The organism is Alteromonas sp. 14N.309.X.WAT.G.H12, assembly GCF_036697315.1.
In the GTDB taxonomy this organism is placed as follows: Bacteria; Pseudomonadota; Gammaproteobacteria; order Enterobacterales; family Alteromonadaceae; genus Alteromonas.
Window position 1 is genome coordinate 79,713 of record NZ_JBAHZB010000002.1, and the last position, 17,231, is coordinate 96,943.

Consider the following 17,231-nt stretch of genomic DNA (forward strand, 5'->3'; position numbering starts at 1 on the left):
AACCCACGCCCTTTTAAAATACGGGGTAGATAATCGTTAGGCACCGTTACCTGTAACGTCGGATAGTGTTCATCTTCCGACATCCCACGAATAGAGTCTGGTACAGGTTCAAAATTCGCTTCTGTATATACCTTATTTTTATTGGTGTAGCGCAATGCAGTGTCGTGCCTACCTTCATCGGTGGTTTTAATGGCCGATACCAAAAAGTGCTCGTACGCCACGTTATCCCGGCTTAGCTTGGCTGTTGCCCCGGCACTTACATCTTTTAGAAGTGAAAGAAGCTGAGGCTTATACCCTTCGGGGATTAAATCCGATTTAGTGGCCACAAATGCTACCTTGCCAATCTCTTTTTTCCGTAACACGGTTTTGGCAAACCAGCTCGACTCGCCATACACAAACACATCCGCAAGATGACTTAAGGTTTCTTTTAGTTGCCCTAAGTGCTGACGGCTATGATTTAACCCTTCAAATAAGTCGATGAGAATAATTTGCTTGTCCGATTCTCGGAAGGTACTTTCTCGTAGCGGTTGCAGCCAACTGCTCTGAAAATGGGTAAATTGCTGGCTAAAATATTTTGTCCATGGATGATCGATGTCACTGCTTATTTTGCTGGGTAAAGGCGTAAAACCTTGTGCGCGCCAATCAAAACCCGACCCATCCAGCAAAAAGCTTCCCGGCTGCAACATGGCTATACCCGCAGCCTTTGCTTTAAGTAAGTACTCACGATATGAAGTGACTAATTCATGGGCCGCTTCGCCCTCGGGTGGTACATCAAAATCGAACTTCTCTAACGTGCTGTGCCATTGCTGGGCGTAAAATCGCTGAGGTTCGGTAAGCTGTTGCGCTAGCGAGGAATCAGACCATTGGGCATAGGTTTTACCCAACATGGGTAAATCGGTGATCCACTCACCGGGGTAGTCGATAAACTCAAATACAATCTGGGTATGGGGGAATAAATACTTTTTTAACTGGCTGGTTTGACGTAAACGCACCACCATCTTAAACCCATACACATCTTCTGTGGGTGCGGGCCATTCTCCCTTATCCAGTGAGGCCATATGTTCTTCAATGGGAAACATGGGGAAGTCGTCAAGGGGCTCCAGCCACATGGCATCCACCAGCTCTACCGGCAAACGCTTTAGCAACGGCAAACACTGATATTGTTCTTCACTGCGGTATTTTAAAATGGTCATCAAGCTGGTAAACAACATGGATTTACCACTACGGCTTAAGCCGGTAATAGTAAAGCGATGTGTTTCTCGAGAAAACCAATCCCCAGCGTCTTTCACGCCATCAAGCAATTGCTCCAGCGGCGAAAGCGCCTGTTTAAAAAAACCTTTCATTGTGTTCTAACGCATTGACGAAAAATAGAATATCTCCGACCTTGGATATATTTACCTGTACTTATTATGGGGACATTAACAAAAAAAGGAACCGGTAGTCACATTTGGAAACAAAGATCTTACGCCCCTTTACCCAAGGCGCATCTAACGCAAGCCATGGCGTCCCCCTCGCCCCAAACAATATATTCATCCAGCTAAACAGAATTTGCCGCCACCCCTCATCCTCTGGCATGCTAGGTATATCTCTTTTTTATTATTTCGTATTTATGCAAACCGACCCGTTTTCTTTTTGTCCGTCATGTAAAAGCGATGCCTTCACCTTAGATAATAATCGCTATCATTGTGAGCACTGTGATTTCACCTTCTTCATAAACGCCGCAACCGCAGCCGCAGGGATCCTTATCCACGATGGCCAGTTACTGTTTACCGTGCGAGCTAAAAACCCAGGCAAAGGCAAGCTGGGCTTACCCGGCGGATTCGTCGATTGTACCGAATCCTTAGAACAAGCCATGCAAAGAGAAACCGAAGAAGAACTGGGTATTAAGGTAACCCAATGGCAATACCTGATGTCGTCACCCAATGTGTACGACTACGCCAATGTGCGTTACCACACCTGCGATGCTTTTTTTGTTGCCTATTTGAACGCAAAGCCGCTATTTTCATTACAAGAGGCGGAAATAGCCGGTGTCACATGGCTGAAACCCGAACAAATTAACTTTAACGATATTGCATTTGAATCGATGCGCCAGGCAGTAAGAAAAGTAATAGAACAATAACAACACCGTATTTTTTAAGAAAAGGATGACAGCATGAAACGTTTTTTTATGTCTTTAGCAGGGGTGCTGGTGTTATTACTGGGCGTATTGGTCTTTAACGCCGTTCGCTTTTCTGCCCCCTCAAAACCGTCGGCGCCTAGCTATGCCATCGCCGTGGCGCCCGACGCAGATGAGCTGGCGCAACAATTATCCGAAGCCATTCAGTTTCAAACCTTGTCCCAAGAAAACGGTAACGCTGACGATAACGAAGCCTTTAACGATTTTACTGCCTGGCTTGAACACACTTACCCAAAGGTTTTTACCACCCTTTCGGTACAACGCTTTAACCAGCACACCTTGTTGCTACACTGGCAAGGCACCGCCAGCACCGCGCCGGTTTTGTTTTCTGCCCATTACGATGTGGTACCAGTGAATCCAGGCACAGAGCAAAACTGGCAGCACCCGCCGTTTGCCGGCACCATTGCCGATGGCATGATTTGGGGCCGTGGTGCCTTAGACGACAAAGGCACCGTAGTGGCCTTAATGGCATCGGTTAACGCCCTGCTAGCGCAAAACTTCACCCCCACCAACGACATTTATATCGCCTTTACCCACGATGAAGAATTAGGCAGTGAATTAGGCTCTCAGGCGGTGATGACCTATTTTAAAGAAAACGGCATTAACTTGGCGTGGTCACTGGATGAAGGTTCCTTTGTGCTAAGGGGCATTGCCCCTGGCGTAGACAAAGACATTGCCAGCATTAACGTTACCGAAAAAGGCTTTCTTAACCTTAAGCTTACCGCTAGCGCTGCCGGCGGTCATAGCTCGATGCCACCAGAAGATACCGCAGTAACCCTGCTTGCCAATGCCTTGGTGAAGCTACACAACGCCCCGCTACCCGGCTCACTGGAAGGCGTAAGCAAGCAAATGTACAGCAATATTGCCCGTCATATGGATTTTCCTAAACGCTTTTTGTTTGCCAATATGTGGTTATTTAAGCCTTTGCTTAACAACTTTTTGGCCAGCAGCCCTAGCGGCAATGCCATGTTAAGAACCACCACTGCGCCCACCATGTTATCGGGCAGCGTAAAAGCCAATGTGCTTCCGGCAACAGCCACGGCGACGGTGAATTTTCGCTTGCACCCCAGAGACACCATTGATGATGTTATAGCCTGGGTAAAAAATGCCATTGATGACGACAGAATAAAAATTGAGCCTTTAGAGGCCTTTGAGGCAGCCAACGTTGCGCCCTCAGACACAAAAGGGTTTGCAGATTTATCTGAAGCCGCCGGTGCCATTTACTCTGATACCATCATTACGCCGGGGATCACTATTGCCGCCACCGATAGCCGTTTTTACTCACAAATCACCAATGCTTATCGTTTTACCCCCATGGTTATTACCTTGTCGGATGTAGACTCGATTCATGGCACCAACGAAAAAGTGAGCATAGACAATATGATAAATGCAGTACGCTTTTATTCGGCGGTGATGCAACGTCAATAGCCCTATTCTAAAGGAATACAGCGCCAAAAGGCTTAATGTGAAAGGATTGTAGCAAGGCGTTACAAATTAAATTGACAACGTTGCCATAAATCACTACTGTTAAGCTAAAGGTGATGGTGTAATCGGTAAAAAAGACACCTGTAGACAGTTTAATTAAGGATTGAGTTAGTGGCACAGCAACGGTATTTTCTCGGCATTGATGGCGGCGGTACAAAATGTAAAGCACGATTGGAAAACGCCAATGGTGAGTTACTGGCAGAAGGGTTAGCTGGGCCAGCCAACCCCGTACAAAATGCCGACCTAGCCTTTCAATCCATTGTTGAAGCTGCACATCAAGCCGTTCAAGCGGCCAATATACCCGGCCTCACCGAGGAGAAACTGTCAGTGTGTTTGGGGTTGGCTGGGGTAAATGTGCCAGCTTACCGCACCATTGCTGAAAACTGGCCCCTGCCCTTTCGTCAGGTCAAAGTGACCACCGATTTACACGTCGCCTGCGTAGGCGCACACGGCAGTCCTGAGGGAGCCATTGTGATCACAGGCACAGGCAGTTCGTCCTTTGCCAGCGTGAACAATGTGCATACGGCGATCGGTGGTCATGGCTTTCCCTTAGGGGACAAAGGCAGCGGCGCTTGGTTAGGCTGGTGCGGCCTTAGTTACACCTTAGAAGCGCTAGATAAACTGCGCCCTTCTACGCCCATGGTCAGTGCCATGTGCCGGGCACTGGGCACCGACAATACCCGCAAAATTGTAGGCGAAGCCTTAGGCTTTACTAGCCGCGACTACGCGCGATTAGCGCCGGTAGTGGTGAATCATGTCTACAAACACGACCCCATTGCCACCACCATTATGGAAGACGGAAAAACCTATTTAGAAGCGGTGATTTTACGACTAAGCGATCTTGGCGCAAAACGCATCTCTGTTATTGGCGGTTTATCCAGCCACTGGACAGGCTGGTTTACGCCTCACGTTCAACAACTTTTAAGCCCAGCGCTCAATCCCCCGGAAATGGGTGCAGTAGTGCTGGCGCGACAAGCATTTAAGGAGGCCTGAAAATGGCACAAATGACAAAAATGGCCGCCGAGGCTACCGAAACACCCGATGTTTTCCGTCGTCAACAAACGCAAAATAAACAACAAATTGTTGCCCTTGCCGATGCCATTAAACGCCAAGATCCTGAATTTGTTTACATGATTGGCCGTGGTACGTCTGATCACGCCGGCGTATTTGGTAAATACCTCATCGAAACCCAAATGGGGTTACCTGTGGCCGCCGCAGCGCCTTCGGTAAACAGTGTTTACGGTAAAACCCTGCGTTTAAGTAAAGCGTTAGTGTTTATTATTTCCCAATCGGGTCGTAGCCCGGATATTCTGGCGCAGGCGCGCATGGCAAAAGAGCAAGGCGCATTGTGCGTTGCCCTGGTGAACGACGAAAGTTCGCCCCTTAAAGACGTTGCTGACTTTTTCATCCCCTTGTGTGCTGGCCCGGAAGTGGCCGTCGCTGCAACGAAAAGCTATCTGGCAAGCTTATATGCCCTGTTAAATATCGTGGCTGTTTGTACCGATAATACTTCACTAATTGCGGCACTGGCGTCCCTTCCGCAGCAAATGGAAGAAGTGCTTTCCCGTCAGCCTGTGCTACTTGCCGACACCCTTCGTCCCATGGAACGTTGCGTTGTGCTGGGTCGGGCATTTGGTTATGCCATCTCCCGGGAAATCGCCCTGAAATTAAAAGAAGTGTGCGGTATTCAGGCCGAAGCCTTCAGCAGTGCTGAATTCTTACATGGCCCCATATCGCTGTTAAACCGCGGCGTAGCGATTCTTGATGTACATATCGAAGATGCCTCGGCACAATATCATCGTGCACAAATTGAAGAAGTGAAAAGCCGTGGTGCAGCGGTTTGCCCTATGCTGCAAACCGACAGTACAACCCACCCACTGGTGGCGCCGCTTCTTATTATGCAGCGCTTTTATGTTGATATAGAACTGGCTGCCCGTACCCTGAATATGGATCCAGACAGCCCCGTAGGCCTTAAAAAAGTAACAGAGACAGTGTAATCATGACCCGCTATTTTGCTTCACAATTATTCGATGGCTATTCACTACTGAATAATATGCGTTTTGAGGTGGAAAATGGCCGTATTACCCGGTTGATCTCCCATGCTTCTGCCGAAGACGCCATTGTACTGGATGGGCTGGTAATGCCCGCAATGGTGGATATTCAGGTGAACGGATGTGGCGGCGTACAGTTTAATGACGCCCCCACCGTCGACACTTTAAAGCAAATGGCAAATGCATTTCTGTCAACGGGTACCGGCAGTTTAATGCCCACGCTCATTACCGATGATGTGTCAGTAATGAAACAAGGGGCGAATGCCATCGCTAGCGCCAGACAATGGGATCCCATTGCGATTCCCGGCGTTCACTTTGAAGGGCCCCATTTAAGCAACGCCAAAAAAGGCATGCACAGTAAGCAATATATTCGCCCCTTAAGTGACCAAGAATTTGCCCTGTTTACCCGCAAAGATTTAGGCACTGTAATGGTAACAGTGGCGCCAGAAACCGTCTCTGCGGCGGATATACGTCGCTTAACCGATGCCGGTGTGATTGTCTCGTTAGGTCATACCAATGCCACCGCTGACGTGTGCTTTGCCGCGTTTGATGCCGGTGCCACTGCCGCGACGCATCTGTACAATGCCATGTCACCTTTGACCGGCCGAGAGCCTGGCACCGTGGGCTCGGCATTATACCGCGACGATATTTATTGCGGGCTGATTGTGGATCATCAACACTTGCATCCGGTAAGCGCAACCCTGGCCATTCGGCTTAAAGGCGATGAAAAACTGATGCTTATCACCGATGCCATGGCACCTGCGGCTAGCGATAAAGATCATTTTTACTATCAGGGTGTTAAAGTACTACGCCAAGGCCCAGCGTTAAAGCTGGAAGATGGTACATTGGCCGGTTCGGTCCTTACGCAGGAAGAAGCCATTCAAAATACCCATTTTGATTTGGGCTTTCCCCTTGATAGCACATTAAAAATGGCCACTGCCACGCCGGCTCACTTTTTGGGATTAAGCGATACCATAGGTACACTTAAGGAAGGCGCTCAGGCAAACTGGTTAACCTTAGATGACAAACTATCAATTACAGGCACATGGCGTAATGGCCAATTGATGTCGTAGCGAGGAATACGCAGGTACGTCTCGGTAAACAAAAAGGAAAAAATAATGACAACAAATCCGCAACAGCAACCGGCCACCTCTCCACTCATGCCCATGGTGATCATTGGCACCTTGTTTTTTGTGTTTGGCTTTATTACCTGGTTAAACGGTGCCCTTATTCCGTTTTTGCAGATTGTTTGTCAGTTATCCAGTTCCGAGGCGTTGCTTATCGCCTTTAGTTTCTATATTGCCTATGTTGTCATGGCGCTGCCCATGTCCTTTGTGCTGAATAAAATTGGTTATCGCAATGCCATGTCCCTGGGGCTGGCACTGATTGCCGGAGGCTGCTTGTTGTTTGTTCCTGCCGCCGAAGCACAAACCTTCTTACTCTTTATTACAGCCCAGTTTGTGGTGGGCTCGGGCCTTACCATTCTACAAACTGCCTCCAACCCCTATCTGGTGAAAATTGGGCCGCCAGAAAGTGCGGCAGTGCGTATTTCCATTATGGGTTTGCTGAATAAAGGCGCAGGCTGGTTAGCACCTGTGGTATTTACCGCACTGGTGCTAGGAGAATTTTCAGGCGTTACCGCCCAAAGTGTTGCCGCCTTGCCCGACGCCGAACGGCAAATACAAATTCAGTCACTGGCCGACAGCCTTGTGCTGCCATATATCGCCATGGCGATTGCCTTAATTGTGCTGGCGCTGGCCTTACGGGCTTCCAAGTTGCCTGAACTGAACTTAGAAAACGAAACAAGCGCACAAAAAGATGCCGAGCAACCCAGTGGCTCTGTCTTACAGTTTCCTCAATTGGTGTTAGGTGTTATTGCTCTGTTTTTCTATGTGGGCGTAGAAGTCATTGCCGGTGATACCATTGGCTTGGCGGGGTCTACACTTGGGGTTCCCGGCGCACTTGGCTTAACCTCCTACACCATGTTCTTTATGGTTATAGGTTATGTATTAGGGTTGCTGCTAATCCCCCGTATACTCACCCAACATCAATTACTGATGGTATCGGCCTGTTTAGCCATTGTGCTTACGTTTTGTATTCCCTTTACCGACCCAGATAGCAATATGCTTTCGACCGTGTTATGGGACTGGACTGGCATTGCTACCTTGCCTAACCCCATTACCTGTATAGCCCTGCTCGGTTTGGCCAATGCTATTGTATGGCCGGCAATATGGCCGTTGGCATTAGAAGGCTTGGGAAAATTTACTGCCCGCGGCTCGGCACTGCTTATTATGGCCATTGCGGGCGGTGCCATATTGCCCATGGTATTTGGACTGATTTCTGATCATGTGGGCGTACTGGATGCCTACTGGATGACCATTCCTTGTTATGGCTTTATTCTTTTTTACGCCATAAAAGGCTGTCGCATTACAAGCTGGAAGTAACTAGCAATCAAACCGTTAATGCTCCGTCAACGACGCCGTCGGTGATTTTTGACGGGTATCGGCGGTTCTTACCATTTTCGCGGTGCGCTCAAAAGTCAGATTAATCCGCTCAAAGGCCCCTTCTATCATGGCGATGTTTTCAGCCGGGGCCTGTTGTTGCTCTAACGCCGCAATAATTTGCCGGTATACCGGGTTCATTAACGCCGGTGTTTCCCCATGCGCCGCCAAAACATAAGACTCGGCCAATGCCCATTGCCAGGCTTGTAGCAGTTGAGTCAAGGATTCCGAGCTGATCCCATCGACCCATTTTTTTATGCGCATAATCAGATGCCCCAGGTTCAAACCGGTTAATGCCAAATCGGTGACAATTCGGCCTTGAGCAGCCATTCCCTTTTCATAGCTGGACAAACGTAACAGGCGATCACACATTCGGGCATTAAACCAATCGAGATCGTGATGGGCTGTGCCCACTTTCATCAGATCGTTGCGGGTAACCATAAATAATCGTTGCTGCATTAACGCCATACCGGGCCCGGAAAATAATTTAAACACCCAATAAAGCACAATTAGCCCGGTCATTATTGCCAGTGCATTACTGGCGGTATAGTCCACCGAAAGGGAACTAGTCATGTTATTACTCGGCTGCACTAAAATCACAAAGGGAATACAAAACCCCAGTCCGTAGGGCAGTAAAGCACGGTGAGACAGCAGCATTAAGCCAAGAAACAAGGGCACGCCTAAAATCATCACCAAAAGTGGGTAGTCGCCGCTGCTTTGAGCAATGAGATTCAAGGCGTAAAAAATCGCCACCGGGATGGCCATTGTTGCGCCAATCAGCACGCCTCGTAAGGATTTTTTAACCACTGTAGAGGGCAAGCGAGCAAACATGATGGAAAAAATAACCGGCAAGATCATCAACATGATGGCCGCCGGTGAGCCAGTGCCAATCCACAAACCGGCACCAATGGAAAACACCAAAAAGGTACGAAAACCGGTTGTCAGCGCCACCAGCGGATCGCGATAAGGAATAAGCGAGGAGGCTTTAAGACTGGAGGCTTCGCCGCCACTCATGGCCCGATAGGCCCGATAGGCCCGCAAAATAATCACCAAATCGGCCACCATTTCTTCTGCGTTACGGCATAACCGGTATTCCAGTGGCGTTAATTCATCCGAGTCAAACAGCTTGCGCCACTTTCGACGTTGTTGCTGGGCCAAGGTATAGCATTCATCAAAATCATCCGAACTACCAATAAGCCCCACATCTTCACGTAAATTCTGCAGCAGGGTTTTCATATTGTCGGAGAATAACGAAGGGTTATCTCGCTGTAAGCGCCCAAATATCTGCACGACAGCCACCAAGGACAAGATCTTATTGCAGATCACCGTGGCAGCCCGCGCCTGACGCTGTCCATTAGGGCCTTCAAATACCACCGCGCTGGAATCGTCATTCAATGCGGTTAAGGATTCCAGTGTACTGTCGATATGGGCATGTCGCTGCTCGTGAGAGCCATCGATGGCCAGCTCCACTGCCAAATACGCCATGGCTTCATTGATGGCATGCTGAGCGTGCTGCTGAAGCACTTTTTCCACCCGCTGGGGCCAAAGTATTAACGACACCAACATGGCACATACCGACCCCACAATAATTTCACTTACCCGTTCTTGAGCAATATTAAAAATGCTTTGGCTACTGACGGTTTCCGGCGTCGCCATTGTCAGCAAAATGATGATACAGGGCGTGACACTGGCCGTGGCAAAAAAATAGATGAAATTAATGCGCCGAACCAATGACGATAAGCTGGCATTCAAGCACAGCCACATAGCCAAGCAAAACAATACAATACTTGAATAGGCCAAAAAGAAATTCAGGATGATGAGTGCAAAGGTGCCGCCCAGCAGCGTGCCTAATACCTGACATACGGTTTTTTCCAGCACCATACCGGTTTCGGGACGCACCTGAAGAAATACCGCCGACACCAACGCCCAGTATGGCCGATCGAGATCCATCCACATAGCCACATACAATGCCATGGCCATGGAAATCACCCCTTTGAAGGCAAAGATCAGCGACGTTCGGTTGGGCATAAGATATGCCCCAACTAAACGTTTGGCGGTACTACTCACTGTGGGTGTCTAACCTGATAGATGCCGTCATACCCGCCACCAGCCGAATGTTGTCAGGCACCGAATCAATGCGTATATCCACCGGCACCCGCTGGGCCAATCGCACCCAGTTAAAAGTTTGCTGTACCTGGGGTAACAACTGACTATTGGTGGCGGTGTTGCTATCCGCAATGGCATTACTAATACTCATCACCGTGCCCTTGATAGGTTCGCCGCCGCTCATAAGCGTGATGGTTGCCTTTTGCCCTTCATAGATAAGTGGCAGTTTGGTCTCTTCAAAATAGCCGGTAACGTACAGGGAGTCTTTTGCCACAATGGACATGACTGGCGTACCTTGCTGCACATAGTTACCTTGCCGCAGTTTTAAATTCACAACCACGCCGTCGATGGGGGCTTTCACCGTTGCCCGTTGTAAGTCTATTTGTGCACTGGCTAACCGAGCTTGGGCCAATTGCAAGGCGGCTTTAGCCATGCTGGCGCTAATGCGGCTGCTTTCCAGCTCTTCGGCACTAATACTGTTTTTGGCTTGGAGCCCTACCCGCCTGGCAAGTTCGTGGTTGGCTAAATCTAACGCCAGCTGCTTGTTATTCACCGCCGCCTGCATTTCATCCACCACCGCCTGATAGCGCCGGGTATCGATTTGAAAAATCGTCTCGCCTTTTTTCACCCCTTGTTTGTCTTTTACCGCCAGCGACGTCACCCAACCAGACACATCCGGCGCCACGGTAATAATATCTGCCTGCACTTTGCCATCACGGGTCCAGGGTGAATACAGATAATATTCCCACACCCAGCGCCCGGAAATCACCGCAACAATAATCACTAAAAAAGTGAGTCCAATTCGAAGGTATTTTCCCATGCTTACCCCGCAAGTATCCGCACTGCAGCGGCCAAATAGCACACAAAAAGTGCCACTTCCACCCAAGGCGGTTTCCATAATTTCTGATAGATACCCGTAGCATACAGCACATAACGGGTGATCAACGACAACGCAAACGCCAGTGGTATCATCACTACCATTGGGCTGAACAGCATGCCGCCTAACGAAAGTTCACTTAGCACTACGCCTCCGTCGTTTTAACTCGACTCTTTTGTTTTGCAATTCTAATACAGAAAGGATCAGGTTTTCGTCCTTTTATTCCCATGATGTGTTTCTTAGCTTATGAAACCACAACAAATAACCCCATTTTGCCCGCTCTGGTAGCCTGCTCGAAAATAGGGAACATGGGAATATCAATAATAAATTATTCGGCCAATCCAAAATATGTTGAAATTAAATACACCTCCGTGAGACACTAATAAAAACAATTATCATTTAAATTAGTATCAACAATGAAACACACTCAATGCTTTTTGTCTCTGTTTGCGATTCTTCATTCAGGCGCCACGTTGGCACAAGACATCCCCTTGCCAGAACTAGATGTCACTGCCGTAAAATCCGCAGAGGTCATCCCAAACAAAACCCTTAAAAATGAAGATATGCGTCAATCAAGACGTTCAGATTTAAGTGAATCATTGTCTATTATTCCTTCGGTACGGGTTAGTGACACTGCCAGCAACAGCTTACAGCAATCCGATCTGGAACCTGCCGAATTTTCTATTCGTGGGGCAGCCTTTTATCAAAATAATATTCAGCTGGATAACGCAGGCATCGATAGCTTTCTTGACCCCGCAAACAAACTTTCTGGTGGCGACTATCCCAGCAGAACATCAGTGGCCGGTCACTCCCAATCGGTTTTTATAGAGCCATCATTTTTATCTGAAATTGAAGTGATCGATAGCAATGCAGCGGCTAGCGAAGGGGGTTTTACAGGTGGTGTAGTCAAAGCCAAAACCCGTAAATTTGAAGGCGAATCCGAATTTTCGGTAAGTCATAGGATCACCAAGGACAGTTGGTCATCATTTCATATCGATCCAACGCAGCTAAGTGACTTTGAAGACGGTGCCGCGCAACGTGTCACGGGTATACCCGGTGAGTTTCAGCCTTCCTTCGATAAAACCGAAACCCTGATTTCTGGTCGCACCCGGGTGGGTAACATTGGTATTTTTGCCGGTTACAGCGACAAACGCTCATCAACGGTTCAAAAACGTACCTCGACATTGGCTGTACTGTACGATTTCGATTACTTCTTAGAAACAGGGAATGTATTTTTACGTGAAACCGAAGACGAACTCGAAAGCCATTCACGATTCGCCACTGTGCGTGCAGACCTTCTTGACGTGCCTTATGATTTATACGTTACCTTGGCCCACAGCGACTATTCAAAAGACTCATTTTTAATTAACTTTTTAAATTCTGATTATACCAGCAACATTAAGGGCACTAACCTAAGTGTAAACTTTGGCAATGACTATGGCGCCACCCGTGTTGATACAACGTTAGCTATCAACTTTAGCGATAATGCCCGAGACAGCGACTCACAAACGCTATCTGCCTACAACGGGCGTAACTTTTATACCGATAACCAATACGTTGGCAGTTATGGTTCGCTAGAAACACAACAAACGGTGATCACCGCTTCTGCCGATATGATAACCACCGTCAATGAGGTGACGAATTTGCGTTGGGGGGCAGAAATCAAGCGGGTCGATTTACAACAGCACCGGGCACAAGACTATGTAGAATCGCAGTTTTACCCAGAAAATTTATCAGACTTAAACGGCTTAAATGGTGCCGTCCCCTACGACGAACACTACCTGTATGAAGAAGTTACCTACGGCGCCGGCGATATCGCCTTTTTATCGATGAATCTGGCAGCGTACCTACAATTAGATGGCATGGTAAACCACTGGTTTTATCATGGGGGCTTACGCGCCACCCGCGACGACTTTCTCGCCAATAACAATATTGCGCCCCGGGTTTCATTTGGCCGTTACTTTGGTGCCGACGACAGCACCCGTTTTGAAATTGGCGCCAATCGCTATTACGGCAAATCCTTTTTGTCTTACAAACTCGCCGATCTTCAAAAGCAATATGTCACCACGGTACGGCGAGAAACCCAATATGATCCCACCTCGCCCTTCGAAACCTTTTCTGGCAATGATGAATGGTTAGAAAGCGATCTTGATACCCCCTTTAATGATGAACTTAGCCTCGAATTGTCCACAGCATTGTGGCACAGCCAAGCCGGCATTCAGTTTGTGCGACGAGAAGGGAAAGATGAAATTCGCACCAACTATGATAGCGATACGGGTTTATATCAGTATGTTAATCGGGGCCAAAGTACTACCCAGCAAGTTGATGTCTATTGGCGTACGCCCGCTTATCAATGGCTAGCGGCATCGTGGCGCGTTAACACCATGTTGTCATGGACACAAAAAGAATCCGATCAACAATACTTCAGTGGCTATTCTGGTACCGAAGATGCCAAAGAAAACGTGATCTTTGAAGGTGAGGAAATTTCCCGCTATGAATTACAAGCGGCAGACTATTCGGTACCCATCAGAGCCAATGTGGATGTCTTTACCACGGCCCTAGAAGACCGGCTTACGCTGAGTAATCGGTTTACCTTCACCTCAGGTTACGAAGCGGTATCAAAAACAGGCGAGGATGACACCACCGGGTTAGATATGTATGAGGTGGTTGAGCAAGGTTCTACCTTTTCTTGGGATGTCTCTGTTCACTATACCTTGCCAATGTTTAATGCCGAACCTTACGTAAAAGTGGATGTGGTTAACCTAACCAATAAATCCAACGTGATCCGAGCAGAAGAAGGTGTACAGCTATTTGGTATTGGTCGACAGTTCTGGCTGGAATTCGGTATCAATATCTGAGTATTCAATACATGTTGACCAAAACTGGCTGCATTCTTAGCATTCTCGTTGGGCTCTGGGTTTTCCCGGTGAGTAGCGACGCACTCACCGAGGTTTACCGTGGCCCACAAGAGCACTGGCCTGCGCCCCACATTGACAAGGGGGCGCAGTATTCTCCTCTAGCACCGTTGCCAGTGCAGCCGCCTTATCCGCCAGAAAATCCCTATTCAGCCGAAAAACGAGAACTAGGCAAATACTTATTTTTTGACCGGCGGTTATCAAAGTCTCAGCAAATTGCTTGCGCAAATTGTCATGATCCCGATTTAGGCTGGGCCGATGGACGGCGAAAATCTATTGGTCATAACCGCCAAGTACATACTTTAAATACTCCTAGCGTAGTAAACAGTGCCTATTTGAGTTCTGTGTTTTGGGACGGTCGCGTCAACACCTTAGAGCAACAAGTCGTACAATCATGGAGCAATCCCATTGAAATGGCTGCATCCCTATCGGCTGCCACCGCGCGCATCAGTGAATTGCACGACTATTTGCCATTATTTGAAAAAGCCTTTGGTACCGCGCAAGTAACGACCTCGCGTATAACTAATGCCATTACTACATATGTACGTTCGTTAACCCTTACGAATACCAGGTTCGACCGTTTTTTGCGGGGAGAACGGCACGCACTTAGCGATGCAGAGATCCACGGCCTGCATCTGTTTAGAACCAAAGCCCGGTGTATCAATTGCCACAACGGTGCCCAACTATCTGACAATAAATTTCATCACCTTGGCACGTCATTTCAAGCAGTAGGCAATTTTGAAGGTCGCTACCGCGTAACCGGCCAAGCCACCGATGTAGGTGCATTTCGAACGCCTAACTTACGCGGGCTTAACCATACTGCACCTTATATGCACAATGGTTTAATAAGCAATTTGGACAACCTTTTGGCGTTGTATAATGCAGGTTGGTGGCAAAATGCCCCCCTCCACGATACAAAGAATACGGTTCCCTTAGCGACACTCTCTCCCTTAATACAGCCGTTAAAGTTAACTAAAACAGAAATGCACGATTTACGGGCATTTCTAGACACACTAAGCGGCACCATGCCTTTTACCACGCCACCCAACGAACTGAATTAACCGGCTAAAGGCTTTGCCTACACCGGTTTAACGGTGCCTTTTAGTAAAACGTTTTATGTTCATATAAAACGTGGCCTGCGCAACTCTGGACATTACCTTTTAAATACGTCAGTATGTTTTTAAATTGTAAATTTATCGCAAGCATTAAGCGCATTTTGTTTACCTTGCCATTACGTTTGAGAACACACTTATGCCTCAGATAGCCATCTCTGATCTCGAGTATTTAGTCATTTTTGGCTATCTCATTCTCATTGTGACCGTAGGGCTGGTGTTTAAGAAATTCTCGGCCAATACCGACGATTACTTTAAAGGCGGATGTAAAGGCACCTGGTGGTTAGTGGGCGCCAGTGCATTCATGAGCGCCTTTAGCGCATGGACCTTCACCGGCGCAGCGGGTATTGCCTATGAATCGGGCTTTTCGGTTATTTTTATTTTTCTAGGCAATGTGCTCGGCTTTTTTGTCAATTACCTGTTTATGGGGCCATGGCTACGGCAAATGCGCGTCACCACCTTTCCTGAAGCCATCGCCAAGCGTTTTGGTAACGTTACCCGCGATTTCTATGCCTTTTACGAAGTCCCCGTGCGGTTACTTTATTCTGCCATGGCCTTATATGGCTTAGGGATCTTCTGCTCCGCTGTGTTTGGCTACGACATATATCACGTAATTGTCGTGTGTGGCATAGTGGTACTGTTATATTCCGCCACCGGCGGGCGCTGGGCGGTAATGGCCACCGACTTTCTACAGGGGTTAATCTTGGTGCCCTTAACCGTGATTGTGGCCTGGCTGTGTATCAGTGAAATCGGCGGTGTGTCTGCCCTATTTGAGCAAATACAAATAAAAGGGCTAACCGAAGACTATCAAATGGTGAACTCAGCCACCTTATTTGGCGGTGCTTACACTTGGGGTTGGGCCAGCGCCATGGTGGTTAAGCAGTTTATCGTATTTAATTCTATTAACGCCGCGCCCCGCTATTTTTCGGTAAAAGACGGGGCAGAGGCCAAAAAAGCCGCCCTGTTATGTGCCATTTTAATGGCCATGGGCAGCGTTATCTGGTTTGTACCTCCCATTGCTGCACGTATTTTATACCCCGAAATGATAGACGGCTTTGCTATTAGCAAGCCAGCTGAGGCCAGCTATGCCGTAGCGAGTATGCGCTTACTTCCAGTAGGTTTGGTGGGGCTTATTGTGGTGGCCATATTGTCTGCCACCATGAGCTCTATGGATACTGGGCTAAACACTAACGTGGCCATATTGGTCAAAGACATCTACCCCAAACTGGTGCGCTTTTTTAAGTGGCAGCCGAAAAGTGAAAAACAACTACTGCGCTACGGCATGCAGCTTACCTGGGTAATGGGAGTGTTTATTATTTTACTCGCCATGTACTTTGCTGGCCAAAAAGGCATTGGTATTTTTGAAGTGATGATCAGCGTAGGCACTTTGCTGTCTACACCAATCACCATTCCCTTATTGTGGGGGCTGTTTATTCGCCGTACCCCGTGGTGGGCGGCGCTGTTTTCCATTGGCTGTGCCCTGATATTCTCGTGCATCGCCTTTTTCAAAGTCCCCTTGGTGAACTTTGGCTTTTCACACACCATCAGCGATAGCTTTTCGTGGAATTTCCAGCACCAGTTTTTCGGCGTACTGCTTACCGGCTCGCTGGCGTTCTTCTTAACCATCCCTTTTGCACCGCCAAAACATTCCGAACACCGAAAACGGGTGGATGCCTTTTTTACGACTATTCGTACACCTATTGATTTTGAAAAGGAAATTGGCGAAGGGAACGATTTAAAACAATTAAACGTGGTGGGTTGGTTTGGTGCCGCCATTGCGGTTTTTGTGGGTTGTATGCTGTTTTTTCCTAACCCCCCAACGGGACGCTTGGCTATCCTTATACTTGCCGTGGTGATCGGTGTATTAAGCGCGCTAATGATTTGGGCAGGTTCAAGAAAAACCATTGCGGTAACACCCAGCGCCGACAATGCCCCATCATGCACTTACGGAAAGTAATGCTTTTTAGCCACCACGTTGAAAACAACCATTTTCGACGTGAAAACACTT

The 17,231-nt window shown here is 48.0% G+C and carries 13 protein-coding genes; 9 read left to right on the forward strand and 4 right to left on the reverse strand.

Annotation, left to right across the window (positions count from 1 at the left end; all coding sequences use genetic code 11):
* Positions 1-1,343 (reverse strand): YcjX family protein (locus V5298_RS01810; RefSeq protein WP_332929754.1); only part of this gene is annotated, 1,343 nt, incomplete at its 3' end.
* A gap of 104 nt (positions 1,344-1,447) precedes the next feature.
* On the opposite strand from V5298_RS01810, the gene V5298_RS01815 reads away from it, so the two are divergent.
* The 6 genes from V5298_RS01815 (at position 1,448) to V5298_RS01840 (ending at position 8,156) form a co-directional block, all read left to right on the forward strand.
* A complete protein-coding gene (locus tag V5298_RS01815; RefSeq protein WP_332929755.1) occupies positions 1,448-2,119 on the forward strand; it encodes an NUDIX hydrolase in 672 nt (223 codons plus the stop codon).
* Positions 2,120-2,152: 33 nt separating this feature from the next.
* On the forward strand, positions 2,153-3,604 hold the full coding sequence (locus V5298_RS01820) for a M20 family peptidase (protein ID WP_332929756.1): 1,452 nt from the start codon (positions 2,153-2,155) through the stop codon (positions 3,602-3,604).
* 168 nt (positions 3,605-3,772) lie between these two features.
* Positions 3,773-4,654 (forward strand): BadF/BadG/BcrA/BcrD ATPase family protein, encoded by an 882-nt coding sequence (locus V5298_RS01825; protein WP_332929757.1) that lies wholly within the window; start codon positions 3,773-3,775, stop codon positions 4,652-4,654.
* Positions 4,655-4,656: 2 nt separating this feature from the next.
* Positions 4,657-5,658 carry a glucosamine-6-phosphate deaminase NagB-II gene (nagB-II, locus tag V5298_RS01830; RefSeq protein WP_332929758.1) on the forward strand — a complete coding sequence of 334 codons (1,002 nt, stop codon included), beginning with the start codon at positions 4,657-4,659 and terminating at the stop codon, positions 5,656-5,658.
* Positions 5,659-5,660: 2 nt separating this feature from the next.
* The gene (gene nagA, locus V5298_RS01835; RefSeq protein ID WP_332929759.1) at positions 5,661-6,785 is read left to right on the forward strand and encodes an N-acetylglucosamine-6-phosphate deacetylase; all 1,125 of its coding nucleotides are present in this window, start codon (positions 5,661-5,663) and stop codon (positions 6,783-6,785) included.
* Between the two features lie 45 nt (positions 6,786-6,830).
* The gene (locus V5298_RS01840; protein ID WP_332929760.1) at positions 6,831-8,156 is read left to right on the forward strand and encodes a sugar MFS transporter; all 1,326 of its coding nucleotides are present in this window, start codon (positions 6,831-6,833) and stop codon (positions 8,154-8,156) included.
* 15 nt (positions 8,157-8,171) lie between these two features.
* On the opposite strand, the gene V5298_RS01845 is transcribed toward V5298_RS01840, so the two are convergent.
* The 3 genes from V5298_RS01845 to V5298_RS01855 are packed head-to-tail and all read right to left on the reverse strand — an operon-like array spanning position 8,172 to position 11,342.
* Positions 8,172-10,241 (reverse strand): FUSC family protein, encoded by a 2,070-nt coding sequence (locus V5298_RS01845; RefSeq protein WP_332929761.1) that lies wholly within the window; start codon positions 10,239-10,241, stop codon positions 8,172-8,174.
* A 31-nt stretch (positions 10,242-10,272) separates the two neighbouring features.
* The gene (locus tag V5298_RS01850; RefSeq protein ID WP_332929762.1) at positions 10,273-11,139 is read right to left on the reverse strand and encodes an HlyD family secretion protein; all 867 of its coding nucleotides are present in this window, start codon (positions 11,137-11,139) and stop codon (positions 10,273-10,275) included.
* Positions 11,140-11,141: 2 nt separating this feature from the next.
* Positions 11,142-11,342 carry a DUF1656 domain-containing protein gene (locus V5298_RS01855; protein ID WP_332929763.1) on the reverse strand — a complete coding sequence of 67 codons (201 nt, stop codon included), beginning with the start codon at positions 11,340-11,342 and terminating at the stop codon, positions 11,142-11,144.
* A gap of 270 nt (positions 11,343-11,612) precedes the next feature.
* Between V5298_RS01855 and V5298_RS01860 the strand changes: the two genes are divergently transcribed.
* The 3 genes from V5298_RS01860 (at position 11,613) to V5298_RS01870 (ending at position 17,180) form a co-directional block, all read left to right on the forward strand.
* Entirely contained in the window at positions 11,613-14,054 is a 2,442-nt protein-coding gene (locus tag V5298_RS01860) for a TonB-dependent receptor plug domain-containing protein (RefSeq protein WP_332929764.1), read from the forward strand.
* Between the two features lie 11 nt (positions 14,055-14,065).
* Positions 14,066-15,172 carry a cytochrome-c peroxidase gene (locus tag V5298_RS01865; protein WP_332929765.1) on the forward strand — a complete coding sequence of 369 codons (1,107 nt, stop codon included), beginning with the start codon at positions 14,066-14,068 and terminating at the stop codon, positions 15,170-15,172.
* 190 nt (positions 15,173-15,362) lie between these two features.
* Complete coding sequence (locus tag V5298_RS01870; RefSeq protein ID WP_332929766.1) at positions 15,363-17,180, forward strand: sodium:solute symporter family transporter; 1,818 nt, start codon at positions 15,363-15,365, stop codon at positions 17,178-17,180.
* The last annotated feature ends 51 nt before the right edge of the window (positions 17,181-17,231 follow it).

Excerpts from the sequence above, each read along its gene's own strand:
- V5298_RS01820 (WP_332929756.1), top strand. The coding sequence starts at position 2,153 with ATGAAACGTTTTTTTATGTCTTTAGCAGGGGTGCTGGTGTTATTACTG.
- nagB-II (WP_332929758.1), top strand. The coding sequence starts at position 4,657 with ATGGCACAAATGACAAAAATGGCCGCCGAGGCTACCGAAACACCCGAT.
- nagA (WP_332929759.1), top strand. The coding sequence starts at position 5,661 with ATGACCCGCTATTTTGCTTCACAATTATTCGATGGCTATTCACTACTG.
- V5298_RS01840 (WP_332929760.1), top strand. The coding sequence starts at position 6,831 with ATGACAACAAATCCGCAACAGCAACCGGCCACCTCTCCACTCATGCCC.
- V5298_RS01845 (WP_332929761.1), bottom strand. The coding sequence starts at position 10,241 with ATGCCCAACCGAACGTCGCTGATCTTTGCCTTCAAAGGGGTGATTTCC.
- V5298_RS01850 (WP_332929762.1), bottom strand. The coding sequence starts at position 11,139 with ATGGGAAAATACCTTCGAATTGGACTCACTTTTTTAGTGATTATTGTT.
- V5298_RS01860 (WP_332929764.1), top strand. The coding sequence starts at position 11,613 with ATGAAACACACTCAATGCTTTTTGTCTCTGTTTGCGATTCTTCATTCA.
- V5298_RS01865 (WP_332929765.1), top strand. The coding sequence starts at position 14,066 with ATGTTGACCAAAACTGGCTGCATTCTTAGCATTCTCGTTGGGCTCTGG.
- V5298_RS01870 (WP_332929766.1), top strand. The coding sequence starts at position 15,363 with ATGCCTCAGATAGCCATCTCTGATCTCGAGTATTTAGTCATTTTTGGC.